The 20,251-nt window shown below is 67.1% G+C and carries 17 protein-coding genes and 3 pseudogenes; 10 read left to right on the top strand and 10 right to left on the bottom strand.

What is annotated here, in order from left to right; translation table 11 throughout:
* Positions 1–57 precede the first annotated feature (57 nt).
* Entirely contained in the window at positions 58–627 is a 570-nt protein-coding gene (locus tag ACFXBC_RS24655; protein WP_385028417.1) for a hypothetical protein, read from the top strand.
* Between the two features lie 76 nt (positions 628–703).
* On the opposite strand, the pseudogene ACFXBC_RS24650 reads toward ACFXBC_RS24655, so the two are convergent.
* A pseudogene (locus tag ACFXBC_RS24650) lies at positions 704–1,750 on the bottom strand (tyrosine-type recombinase/integrase); the annotation flags it as partial.
* A gap of 137 nt (positions 1,751–1,887) precedes the next feature.
* Between ACFXBC_RS24650 and ACFXBC_RS24645 the strand changes: the two are divergent.
* Positions 1,888–2,340: an ImmA/IrrE family metallo-endopeptidase gene (locus ACFXBC_RS24645; protein ID WP_385028360.1), complete on the top strand. Its 453-nt coding sequence runs from the start codon at positions 1,888–1,890 to the stop codon at positions 2,338–2,340.
* 153 nt (positions 2,341–2,493) lie between these two features.
* Here the strand turns inward: ACFXBC_RS24645 and ACFXBC_RS24640 are convergent, their stop codons facing one another.
* The 5 genes from ACFXBC_RS24640 to ACFXBC_RS24620 form a co-directional block, all read right to left on the bottom strand.
* Positions 2,494–2,931, bottom strand: coding sequence for an NUDIX domain-containing protein (locus tag ACFXBC_RS24640; RefSeq protein WP_385028357.1), 438 nt, complete (start codon positions 2,929–2,931; stop codon positions 2,494–2,496).
* 30 nt (positions 2,932–2,961) lie between these two features.
* Complete coding sequence (locus tag ACFXBC_RS24635) at positions 2,962–3,753, bottom strand: SDR family NAD(P)-dependent oxidoreductase (RefSeq protein ID WP_385028354.1); 792 nt, start codon at positions 3,751–3,753, stop codon at positions 2,962–2,964.
* Positions 3,734–4,798, bottom strand: coding sequence for a hypothetical protein (locus ACFXBC_RS24630; protein ID WP_385028351.1), 1,065 nt, complete (start codon positions 4,796–4,798; stop codon positions 3,734–3,736). The genes ACFXBC_RS24635 and ACFXBC_RS24630 overlap by 20 nt, the downstream gene beginning before the upstream one ends.
* A 50-nt stretch (positions 4,799–4,848) precedes the next feature.
* Positions 4,849–6,756, bottom strand: a complete 1,908-nt coding sequence (locus ACFXBC_RS24625) for a nucleotidyltransferase domain-containing protein (protein ID WP_385028348.1) — start codon at positions 6,754–6,756, stop codon at positions 4,849–4,851.
* A 123-nt stretch (positions 6,757–6,879) separates the two neighbouring features.
* The gene (locus ACFXBC_RS24620) at positions 6,880–7,065 is read right to left on the bottom strand and encodes a hypothetical protein (protein ID WP_385028345.1); all 186 of its coding nucleotides are present in this window, start codon (positions 7,063–7,065) and stop codon (positions 6,880–6,882) included.
* 564 nt (positions 7,066–7,629) lie between these two features.
* Between ACFXBC_RS24620 and ACFXBC_RS24615 the strand changes: the two genes are divergently transcribed.
* Positions 7,630–8,655, top strand: coding sequence for a tetratricopeptide repeat protein (locus tag ACFXBC_RS24615; protein WP_385028343.1), 1,026 nt, complete (start codon positions 7,630–7,632; stop codon positions 8,653–8,655).
* Between the two features lie 108 nt (positions 8,656–8,763).
* A complete protein-coding gene (locus ACFXBC_RS24610; protein ID WP_385028340.1) occupies positions 8,764–9,738 on the top strand; it encodes a hypothetical protein in 975 nt (324 codons plus the stop codon).
* 825 nt (positions 9,739–10,563) lie between these two features.
* Here the strand turns inward: ACFXBC_RS24610 and ACFXBC_RS24605 are convergent.
* Positions 10,564–11,787: a hypothetical protein gene (locus ACFXBC_RS24605; RefSeq protein ID WP_385028337.1), complete on the bottom strand. Its 1,224-nt coding sequence runs from the start codon at positions 11,785–11,787 to the stop codon at positions 10,564–10,566.
* A 168-nt stretch (positions 11,788–11,955) separates the two neighbouring features.
* Between ACFXBC_RS24605 and ACFXBC_RS24600 the strand changes: the two genes are divergently transcribed.
* The 4 genes from ACFXBC_RS24600 (at position 11,956) to ACFXBC_RS24585 (ending at position 15,849) form a co-directional block, all read left to right on the top strand.
* The gene (locus tag ACFXBC_RS24600; protein WP_385028334.1) at positions 11,956–12,786 is read left to right on the top strand and encodes a hypothetical protein; all 831 of its coding nucleotides are present in this window, start codon (positions 11,956–11,958) and stop codon (positions 12,784–12,786) included.
* Positions 12,783–13,115, top strand: coding sequence for a hypothetical protein (locus ACFXBC_RS24595; protein ID WP_385028331.1), 333 nt, complete (start codon positions 12,783–12,785; stop codon positions 13,113–13,115). Before ACFXBC_RS24600 ends, ACFXBC_RS24595 begins: the two co-directional genes overlap by 4 nt.
* A gap of 95 nt (positions 13,116–13,210) precedes the next feature.
* Positions 13,211–14,944: a hypothetical protein gene (locus ACFXBC_RS24590; protein WP_385028327.1), complete on the top strand. Its 1,734-nt coding sequence runs from the start codon at positions 13,211–13,213 to the stop codon at positions 14,942–14,944.
* Positions 14,941–15,849: a hypothetical protein gene (locus ACFXBC_RS24585; RefSeq protein ID WP_385028324.1), complete on the top strand. Its 909-nt coding sequence runs from the start codon at positions 14,941–14,943 to the stop codon at positions 15,847–15,849. The genes ACFXBC_RS24590 and ACFXBC_RS24585 overlap by 4 nt, the downstream gene beginning before the upstream one ends.
* A gap of 125 nt (positions 15,850–15,974) precedes the next feature.
* On the opposite strand, the pseudogene ACFXBC_RS24580 reads toward ACFXBC_RS24585, so the two are convergent.
* The 3 genes and pseudogenes from ACFXBC_RS24580 to ACFXBC_RS24570 all read right to left on the bottom strand — a co-directional run.
* A pseudogene (locus tag ACFXBC_RS24580) lies at positions 15,975–16,103 on the bottom strand (helix-turn-helix domain-containing protein); the annotation flags it as partial.
* Positions 16,103–16,288, bottom strand: a pseudogene (locus ACFXBC_RS24575) (DUF2975 domain-containing protein); the annotation flags it as partial. The pseudogenes ACFXBC_RS24580 and ACFXBC_RS24575, both read right to left, overlap by 1 nt.
* A 74-nt stretch (positions 16,289–16,362) precedes the next feature.
* Positions 16,363–17,544: a HoxN/HupN/NixA family nickel/cobalt transporter gene (locus ACFXBC_RS24570; RefSeq protein WP_385028321.1), complete on the bottom strand. Its 1,182-nt coding sequence runs from the start codon at positions 17,542–17,544 to the stop codon at positions 16,363–16,365.
* A gap of 580 nt (positions 17,545–18,124) precedes the next feature.
* Between ACFXBC_RS24570 and ACFXBC_RS24565 the strand changes: the two genes are divergently transcribed.
* Positions 18,125–19,549, top strand: coding sequence for a molybdopterin-dependent oxidoreductase (locus ACFXBC_RS24565; protein WP_385028318.1), 1,425 nt, complete (start codon positions 18,125–18,127; stop codon positions 19,547–19,549).
* Positions 19,550–19,551: 2 nt separating this feature from the next.
* Positions 19,552–20,169 carry a hypothetical protein gene (locus tag ACFXBC_RS24560; protein ID WP_385028315.1) on the top strand — a complete coding sequence of 206 codons (618 nt, stop codon included), beginning with the start codon at positions 19,552–19,554 and terminating at the stop codon, positions 20,167–20,169.
* Positions 20,170–20,251 lie beyond the last annotated feature (82 nt).

The following is a 20,251-nucleotide window of genomic DNA, read 5'->3' as shown; positions in this document are numbered from 1 at the left end:
GTCTCTGACACGATGATCGGGTTGCGCGGCGGGGGCCGCGAGTGGTCGGGTGGAGATATGCATCGCGGTGGCGGACTGGGCGAGGGGACCGATGACCTGGGTCCCGAGCCTGCCCGAAGGGGTAAACACCGACGAGAGGCAGAGGCACGGGCACAGGCCGGGAGAGCGGGAAGCAGGAGTGGTGGGCTTGTGGGCGTGACCTACAAGTACTTCGGCGCGCCCAATGGGGCGACAGCGGCCCGGGTGCCGGTGACCATGCGTCCCGAGGAGCTGGGCGGCGACGAGCTCGGCATGGGCGGCATGTTCACGAAGATAAAGCCGGAGACGATGGCCGCCATGGTCCTCACCGGCATCCAGGGCATCCCGCTGGGCAAGGTCCCGCCCCTGGAACTGGTCGTGCTGCACCCCGACTACGCGGTGGTGAAGCTCCCCATGACGGTGATCGACCCGCTGCGCGGGGTCGGCGAGGAATCGGTCGGCGCCGCTGCCTTCATATGGTCGACGGTCCCGGACCGCGGCGGCCCCCGGGACGCGTTCAACGCGTACCAACTGCTGCACGAGTGGCAGGACTTCTCCCACCGGCTGCATGACGCGGGGCATCAGGCTTACTGTCTGGTGTGGCCTTGAGCCGGGGTTTCTTGCGTGGAGGGCGGGGCTTTCGGTCTCCGCCCTCGTCATGTACCGGATGTACCGGTAGGGGCCGTCAGGCGGCCAGGGCACATTGAAGGCACATGGGTTTTGGCGGGGGCACTGATGTGCCCTGAGCCTTCGGCGCACCGCCGCCCTCTCTCGCCTCGGCTTCGGTGAAGGCGTCGTCGATCGCGTTGCGGGTCCGAGTCTCGCTGGACGGCAACAGGTGCGTGTACGTGCGCAGCGTGAAGCCGGGGCCCGAGTGACCCAGGAACTCGGAGAGCGCCTTGATGCTCTCCCCCGCGTCCAGGAGCACGGAGGCGTACGCGTGCCGGAGGGCGTGCATGCCGTCTTCCGGAGCCGCCTGAAAGTACCTCGCACCGAGCTCGCGGGGAGGGATTACACCGGCGGCGGCCAAGGCCAGCTTCCAGGCACCCATGTTGAAGACGCTGCGGTTGTAGGCCCGGCTCTTGTCATCGACGAAGAGGAGGCGGACGGTCTTCGGTTCGCCGTCCGCCTTGGCCCAAGGCAGGGTGACGGCGACAGGCGGGAACGTCTTCATGTGGGCCTTGAGGGCAGCGGCAAGTTGAGCCGGCAGGGGCACTGAGCGGATCTTATTGCCCTTGGGCAGGGCGAAGACGGCCTTCGTGCCGACGAGCCGCACCTGGCGGTTGACGTGGACCCAGCCGCCCTTGAAGTCAATGTCCTCGACAGCGAAGCCGAATACCTCGCCCTGCCGCATGCCACAGCCGAAGGCGAGCTTGCCGCCGGCCTGGAACCGTTTCGGGAGTCCGGCGATGACGGCACGCACGCGCTCCAGTGACCAAGGGGTGATCTTCTTCTTGGTCACGGTCGGTAGCTTGACCGACTTCGCCTTGCAGGGGTTCTTCGGCAGCAGCCCGTCCTCGACGGCCATGCCGAGGATGCTGGAGAGGATGTCGAAGATGCCCTCGATCGTCGACGCTTCGAGGCCGCTGTCCTGAAGCGTGCGGATCCACCCCTGGATGATCGAGGGCTGGTTGAGAGACCGCAGCTCGCGCTGACCGAGGTGCTCAACGATGTGGTTCCGGACCGTCGCCTCGTAGCGGAGCGCGGTCGTCGGTCCCACGGCGTTCGCGTCGCCAGCGATCCCTCTGCCGCGAGCGTGGACGCCTTCTCCACCCGGGCAGCCCGGCCGCTCGTCGTTCTGACCGCCGCCCGGGCCGACGACATCTACCGGAGCACCGGTTCACGGCTGCCCATGAGCTGGGCCACCTTGTGCTTCACGCCGATGCCACCGGTGACAGCCGTCAGGAGAAGGAGGCGGATGCCTTCGCCGCCGAATTCCTGACCCCCCAGGACAGCATCCTGCCGTTCCTGCCGGGGCGAATGGATCTTGCACGCCTGGCCGAGCTAAGGGGCGTCTGGGGAGTCTCCCTCCACTCGCTTGTCTACCGATGCCGCGAGCTGGGGCTGATCTCCGACGCGACTGCCAGCCGGACGTATCAGCGTCTACGCGCTCTCGACGGCCAGCCGGGCTTCACCGCCGAATCCGTCTCGGACTTCCCCGGTGAACGGCCTTCGCTGCTTCGGCAAGCCTTCGAGCTGGCTGCCAAGGAGGCGGGCCTATCGGTTTCCCAACTGGCTCATGAGCTGGCGTGGACAAGCGGGAGAGTGCAGGACCTGCTGGGCGTTCAGGAACAGAGGCCGGTGCTCCGGCTGGTCCAGTAGCAGCGTCGTTCGACCTGAGTAGCCGTGGGGCACGGTCGTTTCCCGATGCTGCTGTCAAGAGTCTCCAGCGCCAAGCCAACAACACGTAGCGATGTCATCAGGGCCGACTCACCTCGGAGTCGGCCCTGATGACCTGCTGACGCACTCGGAGGTTCAGAGCGATGCCTCGACTCCGAGGCTTCCGGCCCTGATGGCTCCTCGTAGGACGTGGACGATGTCCTCGGGCTTGAGGTCGATACCGTCGAGACCCGCCAGGGTCAGCGGGATCTCCTCCAGCGCGTACTCACCGCGGCCTTCGGTGCTGAACTCGGGACCGGTGCGGTCGTCGAAGGACCAGGTCGCGATGCGGGCGAGGTAGAAGAGCTGACGCTCGTCGTCGGACTCCATCGTGTGGAGCAGACGGATGATGTCGGCCTTTCCCGCGATCTCCTCGTGGATCTCGCGGTGGAGGGCGGCCTCGCGTGACTCATCGGTGGGCTCGACGCCGCCGCCGGGCAGGACCCAGTACTCGGGGATGCCGGGCCTGGTGCGGCGGATGACCAGCATCGTGTGGTCGCGGGTGACGAGGACGGCACGGACTCGTTCGATCATTTCGTTGGGTCTCCTTGCTTGTTGACGTTCTCAGTGGAGCAGCCAGCCACCATCGACGTGGACGGACTGCCCCGTAATGAACGAGGCGGAGGGGCCTACGAGAAACGCCACCAGGGCGGCAACGTCCTCGGGGCGGCCACGGCGCGGGACGCACTGGCGCTTGATCTGGTCCTCCGGCCGCGCACGGTGCCGGGCGGGGAGGGCGTTCTCGGCCTCTACCTGGATGGCGCCGGGCATGACGGTGTTGACGCAGATCCCGAACGGACCCAGTTCGCGGGCGAGGGAGCGGGTCAGTCCCAGCAGCCCGGCCTTCGCGGTGCTGTATGCGACGAGGTTCGTTCGGCCGGCGCGGGCGTTGACGCTGCCGATGTTCACGATCCGGCCCCAGCGGCGTTCGATCATGCCGGGGGTGAATGCGTGGCAGGTGCGGTAGTGGGCGGTGAGGTTCACGTCGAGGGAGTAGTTCCAGGCGGTCTCGTCGGTGTCCTGCCAGGCGACGCGGGGGTAGGAACCGGCGTTGTTCACCAGGATGTCGACGGGTCCGATCTCGGCGCGGACGAGGTCGGCCATGGTCCGAGCGGAGCCCGGATCGGTCAGGTCGGCGTTCACCGCGATCCCAGGGCTGCCCGCGCGTTCGAAGGCGGCGAGGAGGGCGTGGGCGTCGGGGTCTTGGCCGAGGTGGTTGACCGCCACGGTTGCTCCGGCGGCCGCGAGCGTCCGTCCGATCTCGGCGCCGATGCCGGTGGCTCCGCCTGTGACGAGGGCGGTGCGCCCCTGGAGGGGCCGACTCTGGAGAGGACTCTCAAGCAGTGGCAGGGACATTGCCGCTCCGTTCGCCGGGGTGGGGGTGAGAGGCCGGTGTAGTGGTGAAGAAGGTGTCAAGGGTCATGTGCGGGTCCTGGCTCTCGGCGAGTTTGATCAGAACGAGCAGAAGGTCGTGTCCGGTGAGCCGGGAGGGCGGGATGACGCCGAGGACGCGCAGGGCGAGAAAGGCACGGATCTCCTCCATGCCGCCGCTGCTCTCGATGCGGAGGCCGTCCAGGGCACGAGTGATGGCCGCAGCGCGGCCGGGGCTGGTGTTCCAGGAGTATCGGACATCGATGTGGCGACTGCTCCTGTGCAGTTCCAGGTGCTCGATGCGAGGGCGGGCCAGAGGCGGCAGGGCAAGGCGGAGGGTGCGGGCGTACACGTCGGGCTGGTAGCGGGGGACGAGCCAGCCGCCCAGGGCCACCAGGTACCAGAGCAGGTTGGCGGCCTCGCCCGCGACGGTGTTGCGCCCGGCGTACTCGAAGTCGAGCCAGCACAGCGGGTCGGCGATGTTGGGTTCGGTGGGGTCGCCCTGCGTCAGGCCGGCGCGCAGGCGGCGGTCAGGGGCCAGCGCGTCACGGAGGCGCTCGATGGCGTCGGCGACATCCAGCGTCAGCGGTCTGCCGTTGGCGGTGAGGGTGAAGTCGGCCAGTTCCCGGACGGTGAGGGTGGTATCGGTGTGGGGCAGAGCGATGGGCAGGTCGCGGCGCAGGTACCAGCGGTCCAGCCGTCCCCGGGGGCGGATGCGGTCGAGGTAGAGGTCCGGTACGCACTCGGCCAGTGGCATGTGCTTCCCGGTCTCCTCGGCCGCCGCCCGCAGGTCGGCGCAGACGCCGTCCACGAGGCGGGTCAGGCGGGGCTGGACGGCCGGGTCTCGGTCGGCTAGGGCGATCACGTCGCCCAGGAGAAGGTCGCACCGACCGGAAGCGAAGACATCCTCGTAGACGAGGATTTGCCTGTCCGGTAACGCGATCTGCCCGCGGAGGGCCGGAACCGCGACGCGAGAGGCGAGCCGCGCACGCCCCTTCGCCTCGTTCTCGGCCTGCTCGCGAGTAGCCACCGGCTTGTGGAAGATACCCGTTGCTGCCGTGGCCCACCTGCCCGTCGCGCTCACCGCGTCTCTCCAGGAAGAGTGTTCAGCCATTCCTGGAGAACGAGGAGCGCGAGCGCTTCGGCAGCGAGCGGCTCGGTGCGAGCGGTGGTGACCAAGCTCGTGTCCTGCCGTATGGCGTCGAGGAGGACGGTGAGGGCGTCGCTGTCGGAGGGGCACTCGATTCCCTTGAAGCGGAGCTGGATCTTCGCGAGCAACGCGGTGACCTTGTAGAGGGCGCGGAGGTCGGGGCTGCCCTTGAGGAATTGGCGGCGGATCTCGATGGCGGCCTGAATACCGTCGCTCAGGCTTGCTGCGATGTCGGTGGCCGCGTCCGGAGCGGGCAGAGACAGACCGGGGGTGGACCACAAGGGGACCAGCGACCCGCTACCGATGAGAGCGAGGACGTGAAGGAGTCGAGAGGTGATGGCGCCGGCCCGGCACTCGGCACGGGTCAGTACGGTGATGCCCAGCTTGACCCCGCCGAGTTCGGTCTCCAGATCCGCGAGGATCTGGCGCATCTCGTCGAGGGAGGAAGTGTCGGCGACGACGAGGACGTCGAGGTCACTCCAGCCGTGCTGGTACTTGCCCCGGGCGCCGCTGCCGGTGACGGCCAGCAGATCGATCAACGGGCGGAGGCCGGTGGTGCGGTCGATGAATTCGGCCAGATAGGACTCCAGGTTCACGGGGAGTCCGAGCGCGTTGACCGGCATGGTCGAGGGCTCGTGTTCCGGCCAGCGTCGATCGAGCGCAATGCGGTCCAACCGCCGCTCCAGCTCCAGGCGCGGTCCGTCGTTGCTGATTACCTCATGGGCGATCGAGACGATCTTGTCCGCGCCTCGTGCGCATTTGGTGAGGTCGCGGTCGACGACGTCCTGGGAGCCAGCAGTACCTCGCCGGGTGCGGGTGGCCTCGGAGGCGTCCAGGTACGCGATGGTGAGCTGGAGCCCGAGCATCCGGGCGAGTTCGGCGGTCGAGTCGAAGTCGTGCAGCGACTCGATGCTGACGGAGTCGAGGAAGTGATGGGCCTGGCAGAAGCGGTCCAGCGAGTCCACGATCAACTCGGCCTGCACGACTGGACCCAGTCGGTACGGGTCGCCGATTCCGGCGCGGCTGGCGGAGTTCTCGATGAGATACCCGATCTTGAGGCGGGCGTGGCCGTGCTGGGTGCGCAGATACTCGCCAGCCGTGCTCTTGCCGCTCTCCGACATCCCGCCCAGCGCGGTGACGTGCACTCCGGCCAGGGCACGGTCTGGCACCTCCGGGTGCAGCGGTGCCAGAAGCCGTCGTACCTCGTCCTGGACAGCGACGGTCGGCCGATCTCCAATGCGTATGGCCATGGGGAAGCGCCCCTCGTCGACGAGGCGGTTGATCTGCTCATGGAGGTGGCGTTGGTAGGCCGCGTAGACGTCGGTGACGGACACCTCGTGGGCCAGGCTCCGGCGGGCACCTTCCTCCGGATCCTCGCAGTGCAGGAGGACGAGGGCGTGCTCGTCCTCCTCGGCGGCCCGCAGGTCGGTCTCGTACGGGGCCAGCAGGATCCGGGCCCGGTCCGTGGCCTGCGCGGCGTCCAGATCCTCCCGTACGGCGACCGTCGCGGCGACGGACGCCTCCAGCATCGGGATGCCCCGGTCCAGCAGGCGCACGGGTGCGGAGAAGGGGAGGCGGGAGCGTTCGAGGTAGGAGGTGGCGAGGACGTCGGCGACCTCCTCCACCGCGCCGGTCTCGAACCACCAGCGAGCCATGCCGTCGGCCTTGATGACGTTCCAACGGGGGTCGTAGCGGTCGAGTGGGCCTGCTGAGGTCGCGGCCGGGCCCATGCGCCGGGCGAGGATTCCGATCTGCTTGGTCTTCCCGGTGTTGTCGGGGCCGCTGAACGCGACCGACACGGGGAGGGGATACGTGTCGCTGTCGTACGGACTGGACATCGGCTTCCCTTCACGGGTGATGCGGAAAAAGGGGGGTAACGTCGGTGAGGCATCGTGGATGGCCTGCGGCAAACGAGGTGGGCTCCGACCCCGGCCGGGGAGGACAGCCCGAGGCCGAAGGGTCTATACGGTTCCGTCGGCCGACGGAACGTCCTCAACGCTGAGCGTCGGCTGCGCCGACGGGGCCGGCGCGGAGGAGTGCTCGGTGTGGGCCAGAAGGCCGACCGCGACGAGTCCGGAGGCCGTGCCGAGGGCCCAGATCCAGCTCAGGACTGTCGCCAGCGGGTCGGATAAGGGGGAACGGCTCACCGCGTCGCCTCGCGTACGACAGGGTTCCGAGCGGCACTGGGCCGTCGCGTGGAAGGGATCGTGCGGGTCCGTGCGCTGTCCGTGGGCATCTCCGCCATCGGGTCCTCTCACGTGTTCGGGCAGGCACCAATAGGCCCTGAACAGGGCCTATTCGAGCCATTCGGAGATTTGCGGGGTGATGTTCAGTGAACGACGGGCCGCGCTCCCGGGACAGGGCCCAGGATGTAGTCCTGCGTAATCCCGCGTAATCCAGGTGGGGAGGGTGACGGGGTGCCGAGGAACCCGGCCATCGCGGAACTGATCAAGCGGGCCTGCCAAGAACGAGGCTGGGGACCCTCGGAGTTGGCGCGTGCTCTCGGCCTAGCCGAATGCGGTGACCCGCGCCGCCTGCAGCGACAGCACGCCCGGCGGTGGATAGAAGGCGAACGAACCCCAGGCCACTGGTGGCCCTACATCGCGCAGGTGCTGGCACTGGATCCCGAGGCGATCAACCTCCCGGAGCCCACGCCTGCGGCACCCCACACAGATACCGTTGCATCAGTCCTGCACCTGGGAAGGAGCGACGTGGAACGCCGGGAGTTCATCCTCGCCTCCAGCGGATACGCGCTGTCCGCACTCGGCCTGCCCGACATGGACAGCATCACTCGCCGGACCAAGACCGCCCTTCCCGGAGCCGTCCGCGTCGGCCAGGGCGAGGTGGCCGCCGTACGCCACATGGTCAAGGCACTCGGCGACTCGGCCTCCGAACTCGGTGGGGGGCATGCCCGTCACCTGGCTGTCCGCTACCTCACCCAGGACGTCGCACCTTGGCTGGAGGGCCGCTTCACCGAAGCCACCGGCCGCGACCTGTTCGCCGCGACCTCACAGCTCGTCCACCTCGCCGGCTGGATGGCACAGGACGAAGGCGACACCCCCGAACTGCGCGGGCTCGCCCAGCGCTACTACGCGCATTCCTTCCGCTTGGCCGCCGAGGCCGGCGATCCGGAACTGTCAGCAACAGCTCTCCGCGGCCTCGCCGTTCAGTGCGTCGACCTCGGCTATCGCGCCGAAGCCGTCCAGCTCGGCGAAGCCTGCGTGGAGTACGGTCACCAGCTCATCAACCCGCGAGCCGTCGCCTATTACGAGGCCACCCTCGCCAACGCCGCCGCCCAGGACGACGACCGACGCATGGCCACCAAGCACCTCGCCCTGTCCGAGGCCGCCATCGGTAAGCCGACCGCCGCAGCCGGCGACTCCTGGGCTGCCCACTACTCCCCCGGCCGATGGGCCCACGAATCCGGCATGATCCTTTCTCGCCTCGGCGACCTCGACGCCGCCGAGGAACACCTCCACCTCGCCCTCGACATCCACGGCCTCGACCGCCGCCGCACCCGAGCCATCGTCCTCGCCGACCTCGGCGGCGTGCGCCTGCGCCAAAGCGACGTCGAAGGAGCCATGGCCACCTGGCGCGACTTCCTCGACTGCGCCGACGGCATCCGCTCGGTCAAGGTCCAGGCCGCCCTTCAGGACATGCGGGTCCGTCTGCGCCGGTACAGCGGCGTCCCGGAGGCCCAGGCGCTCCGCGAGCAAGCGGCTCGCTTCTCCGATTGAACTAGAACCCATTGCCATCTTCAGTTTCTACACCCCCCCTTCGATTGTCAGTGGTGACTGCTAGCGTTCTCCTGACGCTGGCGCCACGCGGCGCCTAAGGGGGATGAAATGGCAGAGTCCGTCGAGCACGCCTTTCTGTCTGATACTGCGCTGGACGTAATTAAGGAAGCTTCAAAATCTCAGCTGTTTGGGTGCAAAGAGTCGGGCCGTAAGCGGTTCGATTTTTCGTGCGACTTGATCAGGGATTGGGCAAGGGTAGTTTCTGGTCAGACCCTATGGAGGCATGACCGAGATGGCATCGACAAGGACTTGAGGACCCTGCTGACGGATTCCGAGACCGCAGCTGCAGTGTACGTAGCGCGAGACACTGTGGCCACGCGCGGCCGCGTCGAGGAGGTCATTCGTGACTATAGGAATTCTCCGCTGCGCCCGAACCTCTCAAAGTTGAGGATTTTTTGGGTTCCGGCAGACTTTGATGCAGATAGTGATGAAGGGCGGAAGGTGGTTCGTGGGGGACTCCGCCATGAAATCCATCGTGACTTGCTGTTGACTGTTGCACTGGGGGGCCTCTCGAGTATTGATGTCCGGGAGTTCTCCAGGTCGGGGCGAGTCGGGTGCTCGCCGTGGCTCCTGGCCCAGATTGCAAAGGATGGCTACGTTGGGAATTACACGCATGCATCCAAGCGCTACGGGATAGGAGTGCCAGCGCTGAAGGAGGAACTCCTTCGCCTCGAACTGACTGGAATGTTGTCGCGTGAAGTAGGCGATCATGGGTTGATCGGTGTTACCGAAAAGGGGCGCGCAATGCTGGACATCTGCGCCCACCTTCACGCGTATCTATCCGGCTCGGCTTCAGGAAGCGATGAGCTGCTCTATATCTGCAGCCTTCTCGGCATCGATTTTTCGGAAATCAACTCGAATGGGCAGAGGGTGAATTTCGATTTCTATCAGAATAATCAGGAGAATCTCCATCCCGTGGCTCGGGCGGGAAACTCCACGCTCATCCTGAATTCTCTTTACTGGACTTCGCAGTATGGGGAGATCGAATGGCCGCTTCCTCGGTATGGGCTCTTGCCTGGCTGATGGGATCCTGGGACTCCTGCAGCCTCGCGCGGGGTGCCGACCCAGGAGTGGGAGTTTGCGCCAGCCCTCTGCTGAACCGACCCCTTGCACGTGCAACCCCGGGACATCCAGTCTGTAACAGCAGCTCCTCACCAACTTCTTGATGCGAGCGAGGCGGCACCCTGGACACTACGGTCGGGGTGCGCTCCAGCCGTGCCTGCGCTGGATTTTACCGACGGGGTACTTCCCCAGAACGACGTCGACCGTGAACCCCAGCGTCGTATGCGCTTGAGCGATGCGTGAGCGGACGTTCCGGCACGGCCTGGTTTCGTCCGGACCGCGTGGTACCGGACAGCCCGTCCGACCAGGCCGTTCCGGACGGAGCAGCATCGGCCGACATCACCCACCCGCCCCTGACCAGGACTTTAAATCCATTGGATGTCGGTTCGATTCCCACAGGTTTACCGGACTGAACCGCAGGAAAACGTTCTGGCTCACGGCTTCTTTCGTTCACGGGGTGTCGGAGGACCAGGGTCGCCGTCGCCGCTGCGTCGCGCAGGCACTGGAGAAGAACCGCAGTTGCCGGGAGACCCAGCTGTCCGACCGCGGGAAGCGAGATGTAACGGAAGGCCAGCCGGTCAGGAGCTGAATAACGACGCGTGGTCCGGTGTGGGCAGAGACGGCCAGTTCATTGAGGACCGTGACGTCGATGCGGTTCGCCTGCAGATGGTGAAAGGCGAGTTCGCCGACAACGGTGAGGACCTCTCACCGAAGATGCCGCATCGCCGTCTGGCTCCTCATGGGCCGTCAACTGCCAGAAATGTTTACCGCTTGTTGGCCAGCAGGTCAATCGGCATGGAGCATCCTTTGTTGCAAAGCATCGCCTACAGCCGAAACGGCCTCGCTCAGTCGACGGAACACCTTGGCGGGGAGAGCGAGCCGTCTGATACCTCGCTCAAGCGGCTCGCGCATATGGCGCTCGCAGACGACGAAATCCGCGTACCCGGCCGCACAGGACAGATAGATCATGTCCGTAAGGTCGTTCCTCCTCCAGTGCGTGCCCTTGTTGAGGTGCCGGTTGTGAAGCATCTCGCGGTAGAGCCCCGATGCAGGCAAGGCACCGAAGCCCTTCATGGGCTGCTTCTCAGCCCACTGCTGGAGTGCTTGCGGGGACACTCCCGCCGCGCGTGCTCCCTCTGCCAGTTCGCGCTTGAAGTCATCGAGGAGGAGGACGTCAATCGATCGACGCTTCTGCTGCGCGTCCCGATCCTGAACGTCGAGCCAGTCACTGAACCGCTGATTCGCCTCTGCCCACCCGGTGTCAGGACCGAGCTCGAGATGTTCAGCGTCGAGCATGGCGTCGATGTAGCTGCTTGCAGACGTCAGGGACACCAACCGGAAGGCGTCGTCGGCCGAGAAATCCGACGACGGCGTGTACGGCGTCACACCGCGCGACGGCGCGTGGAGCGCGTTCGGGGCCAGTGTGAACACGGAAGACGCTCGGGCGCTGTCGGCCTCGCCCTTCCAACAACGGAACATCTCAAGGATCTCGTCTTCACGCACCTGCAAGGGATCTCGCATCTGCCAGCCTCTACTCAGCTGCAGAATGGTCAGGCCAAGGTTGTACCGCTTGTCCGACACCGACCACTTGGCCGTCTCGTAGTAGTGGCCCGCTGAGGCCGGCATGACAATCCGCCTGTTCCGAACCCACTCCGCCAACTGCTCAGCAGCTGAGCGGTCTTCTCCGCTCACCGCGTCTCCACCTTGCAGAGCCTCGCTGACGGGACGCCACATGTTCTGGTCCAGGTACACGACAAGTCGGTTGTCCAGCTCGTCAGTTGAACCACGAACAGGCAGTTCGAAAGCGATGTCGTCACCGTTGCTTGTGACAGCAAGCAAGCCACGCATGGGCGGCGAATAGTGCATTCGATCCAAAAGGCTTGTATCAGCAAACATCGGGTGAGTCAGGGGTTCCCTGGCTTCCTTGTTGTCTGAACGCGTCAGAACCACCGAGGACGTCTCGCGGTCGATGGTCATCATCACGATGAAGGGATCGCTCTTCTGGTTCATCACAGCATCGTGCAGGCGCGACACCAGCACGTCCAAGTGCTTTGCCGGCGCCACACAGGCGGGCCGCTGCCATCGCGGCGACGGACCCATGCGAGCAAGCCTCAGGTAGCCAGCCCAACGCAGTGCAGTCGACAGGTGTTGTCAGTGGGGCAGTGCAGACTGGACGCCGTGACGACACCCGACGTCCGCGGGCTGGAACAGCTTGAGCGCACTGTCCTGGACGAGACCGCCTCCCTCGCGTCCGCCCTCCGGCGCTGCCTGATGCTCGCTGGTTACGCCCGCCACGAGGAGCTACGCGCATGGGCGCTCAAAGAGCTGGAGGGGTACGCACCGACCGATGAGCTGCCCTCGTACCGGAAAGTGCCGGCCGCGCTGGAAGTTACGGTCGATCTCTACCTCCCGGGTCAGATCATTCGAGGCAACACCCAACGGATCAGCCCGAACCAGCTTCCCGAGCACGCTCGTGATCGCGGCATCGGAGAGAGCGCACCGATCCGGCAAGGGGTCCGGGAACTTGAAGCACTCGTCGCCCACGGTGAGAGAGCATTGCACCTGAGCCCGCCCGGCTCGGCCGACTACGTCCTGCTGATGACACGGGAGCAACACCAGCAGGGAAACGAGGGCTCCCACATCACGTCCTTGCACTGGAACATCTCCCTCGCCAGCATCGCGGGCACCCTCGATCACGTCAGAACCCGTCTTACCCAGTTCGTCGCGGAAGTGAGGGCAGCCATGCCTCCCGGTCAGCAGAACCCCAACCCCGACCAGATCGACTCGGCCGCGCAGCAGGCCCTCAACGTCACGGGAGGCGACGGATCAACCTTCAACATCGTCGCGCCGAACGCGAAGGCGGACCGCGGCGGCACCGCGAGCGCCAACGTCAATGAGCCCGCGCCCACGACTCCCCAGCCCTGGTGGCACCGCACCTCGGTCGTCTGGGGCGCCATCGCGGCAGTAGGTACGGTCGCCGGCGTCATCGCCACAGTGGTCGTGAAGTGAGACTCCGCCGGAGCCGCCTCGACCGGCTGGAGGACGATGTCCTCGACGAGAGACGTCCACTCGCCCCGACCCTGCGCCAGGTGATCGCCCTGGGCGGGCACGCCCACTCCGAGCCACTGAGGGCCTGGGCCCTACGTGAACTCCAAGGCTACGAGGGCACCAACATTCCGGTTCCCGAGTATCGGCGCATCACAGCGCCTCTGGTCATGGACGGCCTTGCCGGGATGTACAAGTTCCGGGAGCAGCCGGTCAGCATGTTCGACCTCCCGGACTTCGCCCGTGAGGCGCGGCAACGGGCGCGGGACTCGGCCTGTACGAAGTACTCCTGAGCCATCTCCTCGACGCCCAGCGCGCTGCCCCGTATCCCTACGGCGGGTGGATGCTGTCCGGGGGTCTCAGTTTCAGCTCCACATACATACCCGACTTGCACACCGTGCTCGCCACCTGGCTGCCGGCCCCTCTGGGCAGCCTGGACCTCAGCTTCACCCAACCCAGCCTGGACACCAACCTCCACCTGGCCTGGGGTGCCATCGGAGCGCTCGGCGCCGGGCTGCTGCTGCGGGGCCGTGGCTGGCGGCGCCTGTTCGGACTGCTGCCCATCGCCTACGCAATGGGCCACCACACACTCGTCAACTACACCGGCCGCCGCGACGCCCATCCACCCGGCTGGACGAGCTCCCTGCTCGGCACGGCCGACGACCTGGTGACCTACGCGCCTCTGATCTGCCTGGCCATCGCCATGGCCCTGGACTTCGCCCAGCTGCAGCGCAGCAAGCACGCCATGCCCGCCATCCTCCTGAACGCGGAACGCACCGGGAACGCCGCCATCGGCCCCCTGACCACGTTCGGTGCACGGTGCCTGCCGTGGACGGCGCTGATCGCGCTGCGCTTCGCCCGCATGCGCAGATCCCTCCTCTACGCCGCCGGCCGCACCGACCCCGTACGCCTTGAACCGCTGCACGCCGCAGTCGCAGACACGGCCGCACGGATCGACGCAGTCAACCAGGACAAGGAATGGGATGCGGGGCGAATACGGGCCTACCTCAAGGGAACCCGCCCCAGACGCCCGTGGCGACGGCGCTGGCCGCTCCTGGCCGTTCCCGTCATCTTGATGCTGCCTTCTCTGCTCTTCCTGGCCCTTGGCTCATTCACCGCCACCAAGGGCCTCCAGAAACGCTTCACCACCGGTTCCGGCCCAACGTTGCTGATGTGGTTCGGCATAGCCGCACTCATCTGGGCCCTCATCCAGCTGGCGCTCTTGCTGCGGGCCTGGCGGACCACTTCGCGGCAGCCCCTCGCCGAGCCTCAAGCCGTGGTGAGGCTACGTGTGTTCACCGCCGTCGGTTCCATTCTCACCACGGGCCTGCTCCTCGCAGCTCGCTATCGCGGCACCCCCTTGAACGGTCACGTCACCGATTCCCTCGCGATGCTGCTTGCGGCTCTGGAAAACCTCGAACTGTATGCGGGCATAGCCCTCACCATCCTCGCCCTCGCCGCCCTGATCATGCTCTTCCCACCCGGCGGCCTCGTGCTTGCCGGCGGCGGAATCCTGGCCGGCGCCGCGTCGGTGGAAGCTGCACAGGCCGCAGCCCTTGGCACAGCAGGGGTGCTCTTGATGGCACAAGGCGCCCATGGGGCCGATGGTGGTGGTGAAGGCGGTCAGTCTTCGGGCTCGTCGGGCTCAGCCGACGCGTCTGCCGGCTCCGGCCCCGGCAAAGGTCCCTGGCAGGCACCCGACGACATCAAAGGGCCGGCAGCCGGTAAGCAGTTGCGATTCCCGAATTCCCGGCACACCGTATCCGGCTCGAAAAGCGGTGAAGTCAAGGAGAGTAACAGCGTTATCCTGCGGGGACAGGAGCGGGAGGTCGCACAAGACGTCAGCGATATAGCGCAGGGCAAGGCGAAGTACATCAAAGACACCGACCGCTACGAAGTCAATGGACGCACCTACGGCGTTGAGCCAAGCGGAACGGTCTACCCAGACAGCGGGCCAGGTATCGCCAAACTCGACAGAAACGAATACGCGGCGCTTCAACAGGTCACCAAGGCAAAGGGAGACATTTCCGCCGCTCCTCAGCTCACCAGAAATCCACGTTTCACAAACAATCCAGAAGCCGTCCAAAAGGCGTTGAAGATCTACAACGGGATCTACCCATGACCTACAACTTGATCGCTACCGAAACGGCCACCCCTGATCGCCTGGCTCCCGCCCTGTGCTCCGCTCTGGGCGTAGCCGCCGGGGATGTCGACGTCGCGGATGCCGATGGTGACGCCGACGTACGGAACTGGGAGGCGCTGGTCCTCTGCGACTACAAGGCGGTCCGTGGCGACCTTGCCTGGTCACTGGATATCTACGTCCAAGATCAGCTGTCGCAGAGGCCCTCGGAGGCGGAGATGGCGTCGCGGCTTGCTTCCGCCACCGGCGCCGCGGTCCTCTTCCCCGCCGAGTCGGATCCGCCGAGCGCGTACTGGGCCGCCACCCCGGAAGGCCGCTTCACACGTGCCCGCCTACTCGTCTCGGACGATGACTACAACTACAGCGTCGACGCTGTCGAGGAATACGTCACGCAACTGCCTTCGGCCGAGGTCACGCTCATCCCGGAAGTCGTCCCGGAGCTGCCCATCGCCACACCGCGCAGGGACGCCTTCGTGGCACAACTGCGGGCTTCCGCAGTCATCGAAGCCGACTTGCAGGGTCCGGCATCGCCGGACGAGCCCGGCAGTGTTGCGTGGGAGGCATGGACCGGGCTGGGCGCCTGGGAGAAGCTCGTCAACCACATGGCAAGCGGCTGGGAGGGCTCAGGATGGTGCCCCCCCGATCTGTACCGACGACGTCTCGAAGCCCGGGACGACCTCGAAAACCTCCCCCGGCGACTACCACCTGCTGCAGCGGCGAGCCTCCAGGCAGCCCTGCAGCAACTGGACGCCGCCTTCACCTCGCTCACCGTCGAGGACTACCAGGGAGCACTCATCCAGCAACTGCTCCGTGAGGCAGACGCACCCAAACGGCGGGGCTGGTGGTGGCACCGTCGCCCCGAACCGCTGCCGTGGTACCGGGCGTAGTCGTGTTCAAAGGGGCCTCGCGGCAGCCGAGCAGATGCAGGGCGAGCGTCGGTACTGACAGTTCTCCTGACGGGGCTCCTGGCTGCAGAGCAGCCGTATTACGGGACCCACCCGAGCCGACAGCAGATGACCTTCAATCCGTTTATCTTGAGTACCGCCAGGTTGGCGGGTGTGATCCCTACACGGTCTGCGAGTTCACCCACGGACATCTTCCGCCTGGCCGGCATCACATCGATGTCGACGGCAATCGGCATCAGATCACCTCGTCCAGCTCGGCCCTCATCTGCGCCGCTTCGACGTCACGGGCGACGGCCTGGGCGAGCAGCATCCGCAGCACGAGCACGACGAGCGCGACTCCCAGGATGGCCACGCCGATCCCTCCCATGATGAGGGTGACGCCCGGGTCGTCCCGCTGGCCGGGCGCGTTCAGGGCCGTGACCGGGTCGTCCCTGAGGTCGGCCGGTCCGGGTGCCGTCCGGCCGGGCACGCTGCCCGTCGGGGAGGGAGCCTCCGTCAGTCCCTGCCGGTCGGCTGTGGTGTGAGGTTCGCGGACCACTTCTCCTCGATGCGCCCGTAGCGCCACACGAGGAGGGCGATCAGCCAGGAGAGGACGAACAGGCCGACGATGCCGTAGCCGGCGTAGTCGAGGTTGATGTCCGCGATCGCGGCAAGCGGGCCGGAGGTGATGTTCGCCTGGTCGGTGAGGACGCCGATCAGCTCGATGGTGCCGATGATCAGCGCGACAGCCACCGAGATGGACGTGATGGTGATGTTGTAGAAGACCTTGCGGACCGGCTTCGCGAAGGCCCAGCCGTACGCCGCGTTCATGAAGACCCCGTCGACCGTGTCCATCAGGCACATACCGGCGGCGAACAGGATCGGCAGGACGAGGATGGAGTAGAAGGGGAGGCTGAAGGCGGCCGCGCCGCCCGCCAGGACCAGCAGGCCCACCTCGGTCGCGGTGTCGAAGCCGAGGCCGAAGAGCACACCGATCGGGTAGATGTGCCAGGCCTTGCGCACGGACTTGGTCAGGCTGTTCAGGAAGCGGTTCATCAGGCCGCGCTTGTTGAGCTGCTCCTCAAGCTCCTGCTCGTCGAAGTGGCCGCTGCGCATCTTCCGGAAGATCTTGATGATGCCGATCAGTACGGCGAGGTTGAGGATGCCGAGGACCCACAGGAACACACCGGAGACGGATGCGCCGATGATCCCGGTCGCCGAGTGCAGACCCGAGTCGTCGTCCTCGACCTGTCCCACCAGCGCCTTCACACCGACCGAAAGCAGGAAGGACAGGGCGAACACGATCGTCGAGTGGCCGAGCGAGAACCAGAAACCGACCGAGAGCGGCCTGCGCTCCCGTGCCGTTCCGCGCGCCTCGCGCTCGACGTTGTCGGCCAGGAGCTTCCTGGTGGTGTTGTCCACGGCCGCGATGTGGTCGGCGTCGAAGGCGTGGCGCAGACCGAAGGTGTAGGCGAGCACCCCCACCCCGACATTGAAGACCGGGTGGTCACCGCCCAGGTGGTAGTGCTTGGGGACGACGAGACCGAACAGCACCCCGAACCCCACCACGTGCAGCAGCACGATGAACCCCAGCATCCCGCCCAGGGAACGCCAGTCGCCCCGGGTGAGCGATTGACGGAACCGCCCCAGGCGTTCGGACAGTGACGGCTCCGGCTCTGCACTTATGTCGGCACTCAAGGCCTCTCCCCAGCTCGCATATCAACAAAAAACACGGAGACCGTAGTCCTGCCTGCACTCTTATCGCAAGAGACTTGCAATAGGCATGACCTTGCAGGTGGGGATGGGGGGCGGTTCTGCGTTGCTGCGGTTGCTGCCGGGGTGTACGTGGCTTGGGGAGTGGCCGGGGATGCGCTTGGATCTGCTGAGCTGAGCGGCTTCGGAGCTCAGACCTCGGACCTCGGTCCTCAGCGCTCGGCTCTCGTTCCTCGGCCCTCAGGCGTCAGCCCTCAGGCGTTGTCCAGCGCACGTCGGGCGATGGCCTCGCGCAGTTGCGGGGTCTGGGCCTGGATCAGATGGAACTGGGCCTCCCGGGCCAGTCGCCCCACGGCTGCGTACGGTCGGTTCACTCTCCCCCACCCCCGCCTCACTCACCTCCCCCGCACCCGCCACGGGCACGCCCACCCGAGCACCCGGTGTGGCCCGGGACATGCCCCTGCCCGCGGAACCGGGGCCCGGCACTGCGCCGTGCGGCTGACGTACGGCCGCCGGTCGACCGCGTACGCCGGGGCGGCGCGGCAAACGGCCCGAGGATCGGCGGATGGCCAGGAAATCCCGGACCACGGGTCCGGCAACCGATCCGCAGGGGCGACCGCAGGGGGCGGGTCCAGCGGCCCTTCCCGCCTTCTGGCGCGGTCGGGTCCGTCCCGCTCTCCGGCGCGTTCCAGGCCGTCCCGCCCTCCGGCGCGGTCTTATCGGTCCAGCTCTCCGGCACAGTCCGATCCGTCCCGCCTTCTGGCGCAGTCCGATCCGCGGCCCCTGGCTGACGGGGGTCCTCGGTCTGGTCCTGCTGTTCGGCATCACGGTTCTCTTCGTCACCGGGCTGCTCTCGTACGCCGCCTACAACCCCCGCCTGGGCGCGCTCAACGACAAGACGCCGGGCAAGGGGCTGCTCGGCTTCTATCTGTTCACCTGGCCCACCCGCCCCTCCTGGCTCTACCGCCTCACCCAGGGCGTCCATGTCACCCTCGGTGTGGTCCTCATCCCGGTGCTGCTCGCCAAACTGTGGTCGGTCGTCCCGAAGCTCTTCACCTGGCCGCCCGTGCGCTCCCCCGCCCACGCCGTGGAGCGCCTCTCGCTGGTCCTGCTGGTCGGCGGTGTCCTCTTCGAGTTCGCCACCGGAGTGCTCAACATCCAGCTCGACTACGTCTTCCCCGGCTCCTTCTACACCCTGCACTTCTACGGCGCCTGGGTGTTCATGGCCGCTTTCGCCGCCCATGTGGTGCTGCGGCTCGGGCGGATGTGGCGGGCGGTCCGCTCCCCAGCCCTGCGCTCGGTCCTGGCCACCGACACGGCGCACACCGAACCGGAGCCACCCGATCCGTACGGGCTGGTCGCTTCCGCCCCGGCCCGCCCGACCGTCAGCCGACGCGGCGCCATCGGCCTCGTCGGCGCCGGGTCGCTGGCGCTGCTTGCCGTCACCGCGGGCCAGAGCATCGGGGGCGCCCTGCGCCGCACCGCGCTGCTCGCCCCGCACAACCGCGACCCGCGGCCGGGCCCGAACGGCTTCCAGATCAACAAGAGCGCGCAGGCCCTCGGCATCACCGCATCCGACATCGGCCCCGGCTGGCGCCTGGAGATCCACGGGAGCCACCGGCAGCACACCTTCACCTACGTGCAGTTGCTCGCCATGGAACAGCACACGGCCCGGCTGCCGATCGCCTGCGTCGAAGGCTGGTCCACGGACGACCAGGGCTGGTCGGGGCTACGGCTCTCCGACCTCGCCGCACTCGCCGGCACTCCGCACGCCGACAGCGTCCTGGTCGAGTCCGTACAACGCCAGGGCGCCTTCCGCACCGTGCTCCTGGCGGGCAACCAGATCCGCGACCCGCTCTCGCTGCTCGCCCTGTACGTCAACGGAGCGCCGCTCTCCGCCGATCACGGCCACCCCGCCCGCATCATCGTTCCCGCCAATCCCGGCGTGAACAACACCAAATGGGTCCGCCGCCTCACCTTCCGGATGTGAGCATGAGCCGCTTCTCGCGCCGTTACGGTGCCCACCCCGTCCATCTGCTCGTCATGGCCTGCTGCTTCACCGTCGCCGGGTACGCCGCGGTGGAGCTCCTCAGGGAGCGCCCCGTCGTCGTCGCCGTCTGGTTCATCGGCGCAGCGCTGCTGCACGATCTGGTGCTGCTGCCCGTCTACAGCGCCGCGGACCGCACGGCCCAGGCGGCACTCCCACCGCGGGGGCGCCGTCCGGTGTGGCGTGGCGGGGCGGAGGGGTCTGCCGGGGCGGGGGCCGAACATCCGGTGGGGCACGGTGGGGCGACGCGGGTGGGGGCCGAACGTCCGGAGCAGCGTGGCGGGGCGACGCGGGTGGCCGGGGTGGGGACGCGGGCTGCGGGTACCCGGTGGATCCTCTACCTCCGCGCACCGGTCGCGCTGTCGGCCCTGCTGTTGCTGGTCTGGTTCCCACTGATCCTGCGCAGGTCGGCCCCGTACCACCAGGACACCGGCCTCTCGGACCGCGTCTATCTCGACCGCTGGCTGCTGATCACCGCAGGGCTGTTCGCCGCCTCCGCGCTCGCCGCCCTGGCCACCGCGGCGCGGCGGCGCCGCCGCGCCCGGCGGCCCGCCTCCGGCTGACCGGGGGCTCCGGCTGACCGGGGGGAGGAGACAACGGCGCGGGGGCCAGTGACGCACAACGGCCGGTTCCCGGGGGCAGATG

The sequence above is a fragment of the Streptomyces sp. NPDC059398 genome (assembly GCF_042751845.1).
Lineage (GTDB): Bacteria > Actinomycetota > Actinomycetes > Streptomycetales > Streptomycetaceae > Streptomyces.
Note: the sequence above shows the minus strand (reverse complement) of the source record. Positions and strands in the feature narration are given on the sequence as shown.